A 15,349-nucleotide genomic window follows, 5' to 3' on the forward strand; every position below is an offset into this window, starting at 1 on the left:
CTGTCTTGGGCAACTGGCACGATCCGTCGCCAATGCCCAAACCTAAGTCCTTTTATTGGGGTACCTACCTATTTCAGGCCAATGCTCCGCTTGAGGTCCCCTATACGCAAAGAACAACTTCCATCATAGGCGCAGGATCAAAGAGATCGGGTCTTGGTGTCATCCGAGACCTAGATTGCTCAGATATGGCAGGCCCGATACAAATCAACGGGCCTGACCCGCACCGTCTCGATGCCGACAATGATGGCGTCGGATGCGAAGACTAAGACTTGTGAAAAAGAGGCCTGACTATCTCACCATGCTCTGTGCTGCCCTGGCCTTTACCGCCGTGGCATCGTTGGGCTGGGTTGCATGGGGCCAGGCTCCGCAGCCTGACGTGCCGCGGGCTGTAGCCCAACAGCCTGGCTCGGGTGTCCGCTTGACCATGTGCGGCAATCGACGGAACAGCGCGGACAAAACCTGCGTCGTTGATGGCGATACCTTGTGGCTCAACGGGGAGAACATCCGCCTCAAAGACTTCGACACGCCCGAGCCACAATCTGCCATCTGTGGCGGTGAGGCAGAAGTCGCTCTTGCTAAGCAGGCCAGTGCTCGGTTGCTGGAACTGCTGAACAACAATCCGTGGACGATCGAGCGGTTCGGTTTGGATAGCACCAGCAGCAAACGACGGCTCGCAACCATTCGTATCAATGGTCAGGATGTCGGCGATGTACTGATCGAAGAAGGTCTCGCCCGACGTTGGCCAGACGGGGAAGAGTTCTGGTGCTGAGAGAAGGCAAGACGCACGCTAGATCGATGCATCCCGCTACTTAAGAGCGCCCACAAACCGGAACTGATCATCACTTAGTCTTGCGCTAGGCCGGTCGTTGCAGCGATCACTGAAAGGACTTGTGCGTCGCAACAAATTGCAACGACAATGAACGCATTCACTAGACGTGCTATTTAATCTTCCTGGCCATACTGGATTGCTCTGAGGCGAAAGTTGGATCTGAGCCCAGGGAGAGTAGAAACGATCCAGTAACTGCGTCATATGCTCCGCCTTTGAACGTGATTGTGGCGGAATCTCCCTCTTCGACAGTGATGGTTTTCACGCCGAAGCTCTCAGCGGAGAGTTGAAAGCCTCCGGCGAGAATCTGAAGATCAGCTCCTGCATCGGCTCTGATGCGGAACTGAACAGGTTGAACTTCATCAGCTGCCAGCATGAAGTTCACGTCCTGCATGTCGCTCTCCATCAAGGCAAATGAGTCGGTGGTACCTAGGCGAACGGAGTACGGAAATGCGGATAGCAGCGGTTCGCCTTCAACTGAATCGACGAAGATGGCGAAGGCACTTTCTTCGGAGTCTGCACGGTTAGCCGAAGCGATTAGGGGTAACTCGCCCTCAAGCTCCAACTCCGCAGATCCGTATTCACCTCTAGTCATCTGGAAGTCGTCCACCGACAAGTAGCGCTCGGCAATTGCCTGCAGCTGATCCATTTGAGCGCGCTGTTCCGCATCCAACTCCCCCAGCATGTCAAAGCTTGCGGCGAAAGGCACAGCGACGACTTCGCCTGCCAAGGCACTGTTAATGTCTTCAGCAGAAAGACGAACTTCAACCATTTCAGCTTTGCAGGCCGCTAGGGCCGTGGCTACAGCTAGGCTAACTACCAGTCTCTTCATGAACATGCCCCCGGAGCGCTGGATCGATTGAAGCATCATTGCAGAGAAAGAACCAGCAGACAAAGCGATGGCACGCCTGTTCTGAAGGTGTCCGGAAGTGATGATCGAGCAAGTCTGCGTAGCGGCAGCTGCCTGGGTTTCAAGTTCGTTTGCTGTTTCGTACAGTACTCCAGTTAGTGGAGCGTGGCATGTCAGATCCCGTAGTAATTGCGCTGTTCGCATTGCCGTTTATCGCCGTGATAGTAATGGGGCTTGCGATGTGGCGTGAGCACCGATCCTGGTCAGGAGCTTTGGCCGCCGAAGTTGCGAAAAGGACGGCACTAGAGACCAGGTTTTCCGGGATCATAGATGCGGATGCTGAGGCGGCCTGCATTGTCGGTGCGGCTGAGACATCGGCTCATGAGCGCGAAGCAATGGCGCAACAACGATTATCTTCCCTCAACACGGAAGCCAGTGCTGTAGCCGAGAAACTTGAAGAGATCCGTCGTTTGTACGGTGAGAAGAAAGCCATCTACGATCGATTGGCAAAGCAGGTTGCGATCTTTGACGACCGGTTAGCGTTCGCCGAAATGGGTGTTTATGAGCCTCATTTTGATTACGATTCTAGTGACGAGTTCAAAGCTGCCATAGAGGCTGTTCGCGATCGGCAAAAGTCACTGGTCACGGCCAAAACGGCCGTGATCTGTCGCACAGCATGGACGGTCGACGGGAGTGTTTCTAAGGGCAAGACAATGTCGGATCGCGCAATACGACTTACGCTGCGGGCCTTCAACAGCGAATGCGATGCCGCCATATCCAATACCCGTTGGAACAACGCTAACGCTATGGAAAAGCGGATCGAAAACGCCAGAAACCAGATCGATAAACACAACGCGTCTAACGCTGTTGAAATAACAGATCAGTATTTTCAACTGAAGCTAGAGGAGCTTCGTCTGACGCACGAGTATCGTGAAAAGATCAAAGAGGAGAAGGAAGAGCGCCTGGAGGCTAGCCGGGCTGCCCGCGAAGAGCAGAAGCTTCTGCGCGAAATGGAGCAGGCTGAGCAAGAAGAAGCCAAATATCAACGACTGCTGGACAAAGCTCAAGCTGAGGCAGCGAGCGCCGCAGGATCGACACTTGATGCATATACTCAGAAGATTGCTCTGCTTGAACAGGACCTAGCCGAAGCTCACGCAAAGGCAGAGCGCGCTCGCGCAATGGCGGAGATGACAAAATCTGGATACGTTTACATCATCTCCAATATCGGATCTTTCGGACCCGACTTCGTTAAGATCGGGCTCACCCGGCGGCTTGATCCTGCCGACCGAGTGCGGGAGCTTGGAGATGCAAGTGTGCCTTTCCTGTTCGACACGCATGCCATCATTTACAGCGACGACGCTCCTGCACTCGAAAGAGCACTGCATCAGGAGTTTGCGAATGAGCGGGTAAACGCCACCAACTTCCGCAAAGAGTTCTTCCGCGTTTCGATCGACCAAGTAGAAGCAGCGGTGCGCCGGCTTGCGCCTGCTGCTACCTTCTTTAGCGATATCGAGGCTCAGGAATATCGCGAAACGCTGGCACTAAGGAATGCTCAGCTCACCGCGCAGACTCAGCAAGTGGAAGCTCATTTTCCCTCGGCGCTCTAGCCCTCTTTTCTAGGTCGAGGGCTGTCCAGTTGCACATCCAGTTCTTGACGCGAGGCCCGGCGTATTGCCCAGCCGGGGCTCTGTTTACTGCAGCTTTAGCACCTGGCGTAGCTGCCAAGGCTCTGATGGTCCTAGGCGCTCGTAGCAGGGTGGAGCTCGCACTGAACCAATATCTCTGCAGGAACCGATCTCGACCCACTTGGTCGAATTCCTCCAATGCGGCTTGAACGGCATCACGGCTGGTCAGTAGACCAAGCGACATAGATAAGGGCCCGAATACCGTGACAGTTACGGCAAGTATGGAGCTTGTCAACCGGCAGGTCGGTTACGTGCTTTACTGCGTGTGGTCAGGCAATTCTGTTGGAGCAGGGGATAGATGTGCCAGAGAGTTATACAGGCGCATAGATGTCGCTCAGGGTCCTTCCCCGGGGTAGTGCTTTCCGGGGGGTGCGCGGAGCCCCGCGACCAGACGAAATTTGGGTCAGGGTCGTTGACCTTTCTGGTAAAATTGCATCCAGCGTGGGGGTCACTGAGGGGGTCACATAGGCGATAAAGGTATCTTAGGGGGGCTGTTTACCATTCGAGTGGGGCACGCAATCGTCCCCAACAGAAGGGATATCGGCCTCCAATTTTCGCGGGATTTTGGGACATGAGGGTGAATGGTGAAAGAAGCACATGGAGCACTGGAAAACTGGTGCTCCCTTTTGGTGCTCCCTTCCTCAAACCCCTCTAAAATGTAAACTTTCCCGCCTAAAGGAGCATAGGGAGCAGTAAACATCTACTTGAGAGTATCTAAATCTATAATTCGCCCTAAAACGTTATGCGTAGGCGAGAGGGTTTAAACACGTAACGCGCAGCCTCCATAAGTTTCCTAGCGCTCCTCCTGCTCCGTTCGGTACGAAAAGGGGCAGAAAACCCAGACAATCCAAGCGTCTACAGAGGGGAACAGCAAAAGGGGGAGCGGTGGACCCTTATGCAAGAATAAACCGCCGCAGATTATCCGAGGGTCTAGGTTATCGCCACGGTATGAAAACCGCTTAGTCGCTGTCTAGCCCATCCGGGTAGAGCATCGGTGTGGCCCCGACGTTTCCAGTTCGGCGTCGGACACCAGATAGCGGGAACCATCGGTCAAAACGGCCTCATATCATTGCGTGGGTGACTTCCACCACATAATCGACGTTGATCCAGATGGCGGTGTCCTCTAAGTTTTGGCCATCGCGGGCAATCATGAAAGTAGGCATGTTTAGTTCGTTACACTAGGTTGTCGATGTCGTCGTCACTCGGGCCGAGGTCTTCGTCCGTAAATCCGTAGTCGTTGGCGAACTCGGCCTCGGTATGTTCTGGAGCTTCCGTGAACGCGAAGCCCCGTTGAACGTCTTCACGGCTGGCGTTCTCGCGGGCGTACCAACCTGTGTTGACTCCGCCCCAACGCTTGTAGCGGTTGTCCTTGCCGCGCACGTCCGGCACCCAGCCGGGCATGGCCTTGATCGCCTTGTCGAGCACTTTCATGATTCCGGGGTTGGAAGTAGGGGGCCAATCAACGCCGAGGGCCGCAGCGGCGTCAGCGGCGCAGAAGACGGTGCGCTGGACATACTGGCCGTCGATCTTTTCGCCTTTTTCCACGAAGCTGGAGGCTTCCTTGCCGTAGCCATAGGCGAACTCAGTAAGCGTGATCGGGTGATCGAAGGCATCGGCCAGATAGCGGGTCCACTCTTCGTCGGCCTGCTGCTCGCGTGCCCCTTCCTGAAGGCGCTTGGCCTCGATCTCGGCCGTTGTTGTGAGCATCAAGGGCAGGTCTTCGTGCTGGTCGCGGGGGTACATGGCCCGCATTGCGTTGTAGAGCGCCAGAGCCTCGGCCCAGAGCTGCGGCAAGGCGTCCTGAAGGGCCGTGGTGTCGATGGAGCGGACGGCCACGTTGAGAACCCAGAAACGACGGTTGCCAGTGCGATCCTTGAGGTACACGTCCTCATTGGTCGTTCCCCAGAAGATGGCCTGACGGCGGATCACGGTGACCACACGATCGTAGGAGAAGCGGACGGTATCCTCGACGCGCGAAAGGAACGCCTTGGTCTCCGCGACAGCCGTCTTGCCTTGCGAAGCCATTTCCGGCAGCTCGTTGCCCCACTTGCCCGCGATGATCTCGGCTACGGCCTTGGCGTCACCCAGATTGGACGTGACCTCGCCGAACCACCGGCTGGTGTAGAGGGTGCGGATGAAGGTGGACTTGCGGATGCCTTGCTCGCCTTGCAGGACCGGGGCGTAGTCGAACTTCATGCCGGGCTCGTAGACGCGGGCCACTGAGGCCACCAAGACCAGCTTGGCCGTCTCGCGGGCATAGGGGGTGTCGTCCAGACCGAGGTAGTCGATGAAGAGGCGTTCGGCACGCTGGACGCCATCCCACTCGACGGCCTCAAGGAAGTCCTTCAAGGGGTGATAGCTGTTGCGCAGGGCGGTCATCGCTACGCCATCGGCCACGTCCTGCTGCGTCACCTTGCCAAGCCCGTAGCCGACCTTGCCAGGGCCGTTGGGCGTGGCGAGAATGGCACGGACGATCATGTGACCTGTCTGCTCCCAGCGGTCTCCGTAGGTCTTATCCCGGCAATAGAGGGGCGGCACGATGTCGGTGCGCGTCTTGATGTCATCGAAGAAACGAACGCAACGGGTAAACTCATCCCAGCGGATCTTTCCGTAGAAGCGGGGGTCATTGTAGAGGATGGCCGCGACGTTGTGGACATTGCTTTCGATGTCGCCATTCTTGTTGACCTGAAGCTCCTCGGCAAACCATGTCTCGGCGTTGGGGTTTTTGACTTTCCCAGCCTTGGCCTTCTTCGGCTCGATGGGCTCCTCGGGAGTGTCGTCTCCCGGCCTCAAATCGGCATCGCTGAAGCCCCACTCACCGTCTACGGTGGGGTCAGGTTCGGGGGCGTCTTCTTCCGTGTACTCGGGGCTATCCGTGTGAAGGTCTTCCTTGGCTTCGTCGCCCTCGAACTCTTCGTCGCCAACCTCGCTGTCATCGAACATCGCGCCGAGGTCGTAGCGGCTCTTGGTCCGCTCGGCCTGATACCGCTTGTCGGTCCTGACGAACTCGCCCATGGCCTTGGAAGAGGGCAGGTCCATGACGGACGTGTCTTCCTTGGCCTTGTCGTCCAGATGGCCGAACTTGTGGATTCGCAGTAGGTCCCAAGCGTTGACCAGTTGCTCGCCAACCGGGTCGGACCCGTGCCACGAGTAGAGGAAGCGACCGTCATCCTCGATCACCGCGCCGTTGGACGCTGTACCGCCTGTGTAGGTGTAACGGGTCTTCCCGCTGTTCTCAGTCGGGTCTACGTAGATATCGGACAGGAACTCGGCGATCAGGTCTTCAATCGGCCAGGCTCGGCACCAGTCGCCGATCATACCCAGCTTCATGGTCGGGTCTTCAGCTTTGTCGGCCTTGGCCCGGAGCTTTTCTTCGCCCTTATAGAGCGGCAGCATATCGAGGTTGTGGTAGTCGCCGTGGTGCTCTTCGAACCAAGCGAACTGCTCGTCAGGGTCGATCAGCTTGCCCTCATTGCGGTGGCACTGGAACTCCTGATCCTTGGACACGGTGGGCAGGAACATCATCTGCGCCTTGCGCGACGATACCACGTCCACCTGTTCCATCGGCTCGTTTTCATAGTCGATTCGCAGGGAGATGATGCGGACCAAGGGGCCGTATTCGTCCGGTGTGACCGACCGAGTTGTAGGTAGGACGACGCGGTAGCGCGGGGCTGCCGGGGTTGAGGATCGGGTCGAGATCGCCATGAACTCGTAGGTGCAGAGCCAGTGGATTCCGCTCTCGATATCCGGCCAGAAGGTGTCCCACGGGTAGTCGCAGTCGAGGGTGATCAGATTGCGCGACTTGACATTGCGCAGATTGCGGTAGCCGCCCTCGCACTGAGCCCCGGAAATCCAGCCATTGACCGACTTGCGATGGAGCTGCTGGTCACGGTTCATAGCCATATAGGCTTTGTGCTTTTCAGCGGTGACCGTGGGTGTGGACAACAGCTTGCAAAGCTCAGCCCATGACGCGGTTTTATTGACCGCCTTGGCGAGGTTTCGGCCATCACCTTGGGCGAAGAGGACGATTCGGTTGTCGTTCTTCCCCATCAGACAGGGCTCCGCTCAAGCTCGAAGATGAAAGCCTTCAACTGAGCGACAGTGATCGGGCGGTCTACGGACTTGCGCCAGCAGGCGACCGTAGCCGGGCTAGTGTCCGTGATGAGAGCAACGTCTGCTGCACGCAACCTGTAGTCGGACATGAGCTTGATGAGGGTTTCGGTGCGCCACTGCTGGTCTTGCCAGCACGGGTCCGTGCGGTCAGGAAAGGTCATCAGATGGTCCGCCTTGTGACTGGCGAGCAGCGATTGCGGCGTCTAGCCAACCTTGAGGTACCCCGCTGGCACGAGCGCGATTGGACAGCTTCAAAAAGGGAGGAACCACGCCATCTTTGATGAGCTCGTAATAGGTACTCAGAGAGACGCCATAATAATTTGCAGCCTGCGCTGGGCGTAGCATGGGGCCTCGGGGGACAACACTGCACCAGGGCGCGTTGCTAGCAATTGGGGCAGCTTGGTTATTCTTGGTTGATTGAGACATAAGGCGCTCCGGACGAATTCGGACCAACTTTGCCCAATGCGGAATTTGCTGTCCCAACTTGCGCTAGAAGCCTGCTAGCGGACTCGCATTGCTGGAATGAAAGCGCCCGCATTCTGCGCGTTCAATTTCGTGCGGAGCTCTTGAACCTGCGTGTTGTCTCGCAAAACAGCTAAGTTATGGCGTCGTTTGTGCAACGGATGTCCTCAGCCCATTTCAACAAGCTCGGTGTGTCCCGGTGCTTCCAAAGTGCCCGAACCCATGCTCTGATGGATGAATCCTGCGCACCATCGCTGTTGCCGAATTGATCAAGCATGTCGATGCGAAACGCCTTCAGTTGACGCTGGTCTGCCGGCGGATTGGCATCCCAGGCAGCAACGATCTTTTGCTTGGCTTTGTATTGGGGTGTAGAGTTACGGGTAGAGATGCCGCCCTTACTTTGGATGGACGCCTCGCCGCCTTCTTCAAGTGTTGCAACTAGTTGCCTAAACGCGGAACTATCAACAAAGGGCAGCCAAGCTGGCTTGTATGCGAAACTATGGGCGACCTCCGCCCACTTGAGAGGTGGCCGAGCCGTTCCTGTGAAAAGTTCCGCCGCTATCTCTAAATCAGCGGTCAATTGAAGACGAACCAAATCCCAATCGACGGGATACTGATCAGTAAACTTTGCTAGTGAGCCTGGGAGCAAACTTCTAAAACGTTGGTGACCTTGAGCCATGTCGAAGCGCTCGGGATCAAGGCCTGCCATCACCAGCGAAGCTCTGCGTGCTGACCAGAATGGCTCTTCCAGCAAGCTCAACAGAATGCCAAGTTCGTAGTCCTCTTTGGAATTGCGGTTGATAGGCGCGGTCTCGCCTTGCTCATGTTGCTTCGGCATATTTCGCTCCAAACGTTTCAGACCCGGGCAGTTCACAAAACCTCGCCCAGTCGTTCATCAACTCGCGTCGCTTCTCCAGAAGGTCTCCCCGACGGTATGCCGCTTCGGCCGCATTCTTGATAGTGTGAGCCAATGCCATTTCCGCCACCTCATTGGGGTACGACGTCTGCTCAGCTGCCCAGTCACGAAACGAGCTGCGAAAGCCATGCACTGTTACATCGACTTCCATGCGCCGTAGCATCATAGCAAGTGACATTGCAGATAGCGGTTTACCTTCTTTCTGGCCTGGAAACACGTAAGTCCCGGGCTCTTCGTCCTTCATTGTCTCGAGGAGATCCACAGCTCTAGGGGACAGCGGTACACGGTGTTGCTTGCCCGCCTTCATCCGCTGAGGTGGTATGGTCCATACGGCTGTCTTTAGATCCATTTCTTTCCACTCGGCATTGAGCACCTCACCGGACCGTGCAGCGGTAAGAATGGCGAACTCTAATGCGCGCGCAGCAACAGCAGGCCGCTCGCGCAACTGAACCATAAAGGTTGGGAGCTCGGCATAGGGCAGCGCTTTGTGGTGCCCTCGGCTGAGCTTCTTTCGCGCCGGGAGCACATCAGAGAGGTGACCGCGCCACAGAGCGGGGTTTTCACCAGATCGAAGACCGCGCACCTTTGCGGATGATAGCACTCGCTCGATACGGCCCCTTAGCCGCGAGGCTGTCTCTGGCTTGGTCGTCCAGATTGGCCTCAGGACGGCGAGTACATGCTCGGTGCTCACGTCTGCAACTGGCGTGTTCCAGATCTTGGAGCAGTAAGTCTCAAGCGTTGAAGTCCATTGGGCGATGTGTTTCGCATTGCGCCACTGTGACTTGTTCAGATCTACGTAGTCCTTCGCGCATTCGCCAAACGTTTGCAGCTTGGGTGCAGCAGCCTTCTTAGCTTCAAGCGGATTCTGTCCTGCGGCGAGTAACGTGCGAGCAGATTGAGCAAACTCTCGAGCTTGTTTGAGGGGCACTATCTGTGCTGATCCCAGTCCCATTTCTGTCGGCTTCCCGTTCCACCGAAACAAGAACACCCAGCGCTTCCCCCCATTGGCAGATATAGAGAGATACAAGCCTCCACCGTCAGAATGACGTCCTGGTTTGGTGAGGGCAGCTACGCCGACTGCGCTAAGCTTGTTCAACTGACGTGCCAATTTTGTGCCCTATCATCTGCCCTATCAGCAAGCAGCGATGTTAGTGGTCACAGATGGACGTTGATAGACAAAGCCATAGGGGTAGTTAACGCAAATGGCAGCAAAACATGGACTTTTTAGACGCCACCGGACGCTGCTGTACAATGGTGCTGCGGACTCTCTCTCCGCCATTTCTTTTTGCTAAACCCCTGAACGCGCTGCGAAAGGGGCCACGCACTGACAACAGTGTGCATTAGAGTGTGCACTTGCGCGATGCGGTGCCTCGCCAGGGGTCAAACCTCATTTCTTACAGGATCAGCTATGTCGCTGTTGGTAGGTTTGCGCCCCGTTTCAGCTGTTAGCTCGCCGTGGCAAAAATACCCAAAGCCGCCCCTCAGTGCAGTGACTTTCCACCCGTTCACGCTGGGCTAGTGATTGCCGCGCTACTATCCGAATCGTCGTCGATATTGCTCGCGCTATAGGCCCGCGACAGGTCGCGATACGGGCGTGAGTTGAAGGCGATCACCGTCACCAGCACACCAACCATACCGGCAATGGTAAACACCAGCGCTATGCCCCTGTCAGGACCGGTACCAAACCAGCGACCTATGGACTGGGCACCTGCCCCGTCCGTCATAAACGGGATCACGATGAACTGGGTGAGCGGGCCGATCAGGAAGGCGGTCAAGGGTGAGGCCGATTGCTCCACCGACTGAGCGAAGCCGAACACACGCCCCTGTCGTTCCAGCGGTACCACCTTTTGCAGCGTGGTGTGTTCGGCTGCCTCGGCATAGGGCCCCAGCAGCATCCAAACGAAACAGCCTGCTGCCAGAAGCCAAATTGAAGACTGGAGCGTAAAGAGGCAGCATGCTGACCAGGTGATAAGATTCACCAGCAGCAGCGTGCGCAGCGGATTTCGACCCAGCCCGGTGCGAGAAATAATGATACCGCTCAGGATGAAGGCGGTGGACAGCGCGCCGAATAGGAGCCCCCAAACCTCGACGCTCACCAGCGACAGTCCATAGGCATCAAGCAGGGCCATGAAGACACCGCCAAGGAAATTGTTGAAGCAGGCAAAAAAGATCAGAGCAAAAAGTCCTGGTACGGCAGCAATCACCCGGATGGTGCCCGAGATGTCCACCCGCTTGGGTTCGACGTGACCTTCGCTGTTTGGCTCTATGCGTCCCTCCTCGATGCGCACGAAGCCAAGATGAAGCAGCGCCAGCATTGTGGTGACAAGGGCCAGGCTGATCACACCCAGCATGCCGGCATAGGCCACGAGAAATCCGGAAATCACCGAGGTCGTCAGAAAACCGATGCCCGAGACCATACCGACCAGGCCGTTAGCCTTGTCGCGTTCGCTTTCTGCAATCAGGATCGTCACCAATGTGGTCAGAGCGATGGAGCGGATGTTGCCAGCAATCACGCCCAGCATCACCAGCAGCACGAAGCTCCAGAGATAGGGACCATAGGGGTCGGTAAAGGCGCCCTCCGGCTCCAGCAGAAGGATCACCAGGCTCGCCAGGTAGAAAAGCGCCGAAACAGCGCTTGAGCCCATCATCGCGGTTTTCTTAGCGTTGTGGTCGACGATCGACCCAAACCAGAAGCCAAAGGCCGCTGTGAACACCAGGTAGATGCCCGCGATCATGCCGGTCGCGAACACCGACTGAGTTTCAATAAAGGTCCAGAACGTTATGGCGAACCAAACTGTGAAATTGGTGACATTGGCCACAAGGTTGTTGGCCAGAATGTGGTGAAACGGCTTCATCGGTTGGCCTCGTTTCTGCGGCCGCGCTTAAGCCGGCGGGCCCATGTGCATTGTACTATTGCTCCGGCCAACTGACGAGTTGCGTCAGCATCCGATACGGTACGACGAACAGCAGACGTAACTTTCGGCAACTTTTTAGAATGAGCACCTTGTTCACAGATGCCCTAGAGAGCGCCTCTGCCCACCTGGATGCGGCAGTGTCAATGTTCAATTTGTTACTTAGTCCTGCGGTAGCGGCTTTCAATCTGCAGTAACCCGTCGCCTCTCTCTAAAAATGCATCTGGCGCATGGCATTTCAGGTGTTGGGACCAGACTAATAGGGCTGAGTGCCTGCGGAGATCTTCGTCAGCACCAGACTGGAACGCGCCCCTATTCCTGTCCTTCCGCTAAATATTGGTAGCTCCCAAGAGCTGGCGGCCGTCTAGGCGAGCGCGGATCCACCTAGACCAGCGCTTGCCGTTCCTGTGAGGTGACGGCCTCCCCAACACTGATTGAAATCACGCTGATATCCGCGCCGCCGATACAAGCTGCCCAAAGCACGCTGGATATAGATCGGGAAGCGCAAGAAGAAGCTTTGCGCGGGCTTGTCGGAGAGAATGAATATGACCCAGGCGTGAGAGCTGGGTTGCTCGGCTTTTTTTGGAAAGCCTCCTCTAAATTGTGGAGGAGAAATCGATAAGTTCAGGAATATGATTATGCCGCAGGACTGGCTCTCGTCTAACGAGGTTCTCATGCGCATCACATCTTACGAGGATTTAGCAGACATCATCGGTCGCATCTACGACTGCTCGCTTGACGCTTCGAGGTGGCCTGAAACTTTGGGCTTCATCGTCGCAGCCACGGGGGCCAATTGTGGTCAGATCGGGGTGCAGGATCCCGTTAAAATGCAGGCGGATTTTGCCGTTGAATGGGGTGTTACACCGGAGTTCGCTCGACTTTACGCTGAAAAATTCGTGTCCATCTGCCCGTTTCTGCTTACACCTTACTTCGTAGAGGTCGGCGGTATCATCAGCGTGTCTGAGATGATCGATCGAGCGGAATTTCAGTCGAGCCGTTTTTATCGAGAGTGGTGCCGCCCTCAACTGGTGGAAGATTTCCTCGCTGGGATCATCATGAAATCAGCGAGTAGCTACGGTGGATTCTCGCTCTCCTTCCCCAGGGTTGTTGATGATGATGCAAAGCGGATGCATGCTCTCCTTCTTCCCCACGTTGCTCGCTCGGTCACAATCGGTCGCCTGCTGTCTGGCGTGCGTTCAGAGGCCTCTGCACTTGAGACAACAATCAACGCGCTATCGACCGGCGTGTTGTTCCTCGACACCAATGGACAGATACTAAGATCAAATCCGGCGGCAGATCGGCTGGTTGACGATGGCTCAGTCATCCGCCGGAGCAGGACAGGCAAGCTTTCGGCGGCGCATCCATCAACAGAAACCCTTCTCAACCGGATGTTGACACAGTTGTCTGAAGGAGGGGCGGCCCTCAGCGGTTCATCGATAGCCCTTCGTCGCTATGATGGCGCCAACGGTTTGATTGGTCATCTATTACCCGTGGACACTTCCACACGTATGGCTGCTCTCAACGACGAGTCTGACCCTGCTTTCATTCTCTTTATTCAAAGGCCGGGAGCACAGCTCGTTGTACCCGGAAAGGCGTTCGTCGATTTATACGGCATCACAGCAGGTGAGCTTCGTGTTCTAACCGGATTGCTGAGAGGGCAAACAGCGCAAGATGTAGCCTCCCTCCATGGCATCAGCGTTGTCACCGTGCGCACCCACATTCGAAGTCTGTTGGCGAAGACGGGGACCAACCGACAGGCCGATCTGCTACTTTGCGCGAAAGATTTGGCCCCTGCACTCCTAAGCGCACAAGAGTCTCCGCCTGCAGCGCTCAACTGAATTGCATTTGGCCGTTTCTTTGGTTCCTACTTGATTGAGGCTCGTGATAGCTTTTGCTGTCCTACCAAACTCATCGTGCCTAGCAGGTTCTTGGATCGGATAAGAACTGTGCTCTCGGTATGACGAGCGAGCAGGGAAAGCTTGTGAAAGCCAATTCCCGATGTGGTACCAAGGCCAACAAGCCTTGTCACAAGGGTGCACTTTATAGTTCTCCCCCGACAATCTCGACCTCTGCATTGTGGAGGCTTGGAAGGACATCGACATGAACTCCGGACGGAAAGTGGACCTTAGAGAGGCCATTTTGAGTGGCGTGCCGGATGCCAAAGCTTCTTCCAGAAACTCGTCGGAGTCAGCAATTTCCAGTCCGCTCCAGCCCAGATCAGTGTACACACCACAAAGCTGACGGAGAGAATGTCGCCTTTGAAGCCGATGACGGACGACAAAAGAGCAGGAATTCGGCTTGCCAGTACAATATCTTTGGAGATGACATAGAAGTCGGATCCATGACCTGGCCGAGCTAACAATCCGCTGCTGCCAATGGCACTTCCAAGCTTACCCAGTGCGTGAAGGCAGCCTGCTGTTGCGGCAAGGAAAGGCTCGCCTACCATAAAGAGGCCAACAGCAAGGCATATGGCTCCAATGCCAGAAAGCAAATCGCCCTGCATGTTAAGCGAAGGGTCCGGTGGGGCACCATTCGTCCACGCTTTGGAGTAGACAAGTCCACTCCAAAAGAAAACCAATGTTGCAAGGGTAACGGCAAAAGCTGCTGGGCTGCCTATCATGAACTCGATACAACGTTCCCACGGTCCAGCCTCCCTATCTCCGGTGAGCCGAGGCGTGTGGAGCGCGACACCCAGACCTACTCCAAAGCCGATGACATTGCCCAAGTTATAGAGTGCACCCGGCTCAATCCGCCAACGTTTCCATAGCGGCCGATGCTTCCTGTGGTCCATATTGCGACTCCCTTGAGGCGGCGCTGGACCTTTGCGCATGCTCGGCAACAGCCGAGGTTCCGTTGGATAGGGCAACACCATCTTAGGTATTTGTGGCGCTTGTTGTGCCCTCTGACTCAGGAGCCGTCCAGCAATGACTAGGGCGTTGTTTGCTCCTTGTTACCACGCCGGTCATCATCCATTTTGTGGATGACCGACACTATCGCTCGCCAGCCCGCTCTGTTGACTATCGTAAGATGATATCAGTGCATGTTGCGCCGAGCTGCCTTGGTTGGTGTGGCCGCAGACATTGGTCTGGAGTAATGAGACCACAACCAAACTCGTGGTGCTGATGTTTTTTACCACTGCTATCTGCTTGCAGGCGCCGGAAGCGGACTGTCCGCTTCCGGCACCAAATTTGCCGTTCAGATCGAGATACCAAGCGCTCAACAGCGGCCGCCGTTGTTAAGCTTACTTCCGCTTCGTGTTAGTTGGACCTCTATTGGAATGATGGATGTGAGCTCTAATCTCAGCTCACTGCGGTAGCCCGTCCCAAGAGCGAGGACGCCAGTTTGACCGAAGATCTTGTGTCAGAAACCGCGTTGGCTGCAGTCTTTGCTGGTCGCACGAACTTCCAATCACCTGATACTGCGCGGTGGCTTGCCGGAACAGTGCGCAATCAGGCCCGTGGAGTGCGCCCCGTTTCACCGGACAGGCGGCGATTGGGTTTAAGCACTGAGGCGCAGGAACTCTCGTGGTGAGCGGAACTTGAGCCCGGAGTGCGGGTGAACCTCACAGTAGTCCTCGATCCATCC

11 protein-coding genes are annotated in these 15,349 nt (G+C 56.1%); 3 read left to right on the plus strand and 8 right to left on the minus strand.

From position 1 onward, the window contains the following. Positions 1–271 precede the first annotated feature (271 nt). On the plus strand, positions 272–769 hold the full coding sequence (locus tag DDE77_RS18175; RefSeq protein ID WP_157959941.1) for a thermonuclease family protein: 498 nt from the start codon (positions 272–274) through the stop codon (positions 767–769). 169 nt (positions 770–938) lie between these two features. Here DDE77_RS18175 and DDE77_RS18180 read toward each other — a convergent pair whose 3' ends face one another. Continuing rightward, entirely contained in the window at positions 939–1,658 is a 720-nt protein-coding gene (locus DDE77_RS18180) for a hypothetical protein (protein WP_157959942.1), read from the minus strand. A gap of 188 nt (positions 1,659–1,846) precedes the next feature. Here DDE77_RS18180 and DDE77_RS18185 point away from each other — a divergent pair, with 188 nt between their 5' ends. After that, complete coding sequence (locus DDE77_RS18185) at positions 1,847–3,283, plus strand: SNIPE associated domain-containing protein (protein ID WP_210204433.1); 1,437 nt, start codon at positions 1,847–1,849, stop codon at positions 3,281–3,283. On the opposite strand, the gene DDE77_RS20300 is transcribed toward DDE77_RS18185, so the two are convergent. The 6 genes from DDE77_RS20300 to DDE77_RS18210 all read right to left on the minus strand — a co-directional run bounded on the left by DDE77_RS20300 (position 3,234) and on the right by DDE77_RS18210 (position 11,707). After that, positions 3,234–3,545 (minus strand): ScoMcrA-related endonuclease, encoded by a 312-nt coding sequence (locus DDE77_RS20300; RefSeq protein ID WP_483863850.1) that lies wholly within the window; start codon positions 3,543–3,545, stop codon positions 3,234–3,236. The genes DDE77_RS18185 and DDE77_RS20300 overlap by 50 nt on opposite strands. A gap of 989 nt (positions 3,546–4,534) precedes the next feature. Then, positions 4,535–7,411: a virulence-associated E family protein gene (locus tag DDE77_RS18190; protein WP_108398904.1), complete on the minus strand. Its 2,877-nt coding sequence runs from the start codon at positions 7,409–7,411 to the stop codon at positions 4,535–4,537. Beyond that, positions 7,411–7,635, minus strand: coding sequence for a hypothetical protein (locus DDE77_RS18195; RefSeq protein WP_108398905.1), 225 nt, complete (start codon positions 7,633–7,635; stop codon positions 7,411–7,413). Before DDE77_RS18195 ends, DDE77_RS18190 begins: the two co-directional genes overlap by 1 nt. Before the next feature lie 434 nt (positions 7,636–8,069). Continuing rightward, complete coding sequence (locus DDE77_RS18200) at positions 8,070–8,774, minus strand: hypothetical protein (RefSeq protein WP_108398906.1); 705 nt, start codon at positions 8,772–8,774, stop codon at positions 8,070–8,072. Continuing rightward, on the minus strand, positions 8,758–9,960 hold the full coding sequence (locus DDE77_RS18205; protein WP_108398907.1) for a tyrosine-type recombinase/integrase: 1,203 nt from the start codon (positions 9,958–9,960) through the stop codon (positions 8,758–8,760). The genes DDE77_RS18200 and DDE77_RS18205 overlap by 17 nt, the downstream gene beginning before the upstream one ends. 397 nt (positions 9,961–10,357) lie before the next feature. Further along, complete coding sequence (locus DDE77_RS18210) at positions 10,358–11,707, minus strand: MFS transporter (RefSeq protein WP_108398908.1); 1,350 nt, start codon at positions 11,705–11,707, stop codon at positions 10,358–10,360. Between the two features lie 695 nt (positions 11,708–12,402). Between DDE77_RS18210 and DDE77_RS18215 the strand changes: the two genes are divergently transcribed. Further along, positions 12,403–13,602 (plus strand): helix-turn-helix transcriptional regulator, encoded by a 1,200-nt coding sequence (locus DDE77_RS18215; protein WP_157959943.1) that lies wholly within the window; start codon positions 12,403–12,405, stop codon positions 13,600–13,602. A gap of 287 nt (positions 13,603–13,889) precedes the next feature. On the opposite strand, the gene DDE77_RS18220 is transcribed toward DDE77_RS18215, so the two are convergent. Further along, the gene (locus DDE77_RS18220; RefSeq protein ID WP_157959944.1) at positions 13,890–14,555 is read right to left on the minus strand and encodes a hypothetical protein; all 666 of its coding nucleotides are present in this window, start codon (positions 14,553–14,555) and stop codon (positions 13,890–13,892) included. Between the last annotated feature and the right edge of the window lie 794 nt (positions 14,556–15,349).

It is taken from the genome of Devosia submarina, from assembly GCF_003056345.1.
In the GTDB taxonomy this organism is placed as follows: domain Bacteria; phylum Pseudomonadota; class Alphaproteobacteria; order Rhizobiales; family Devosiaceae; genus Devosia; species Devosia submarina.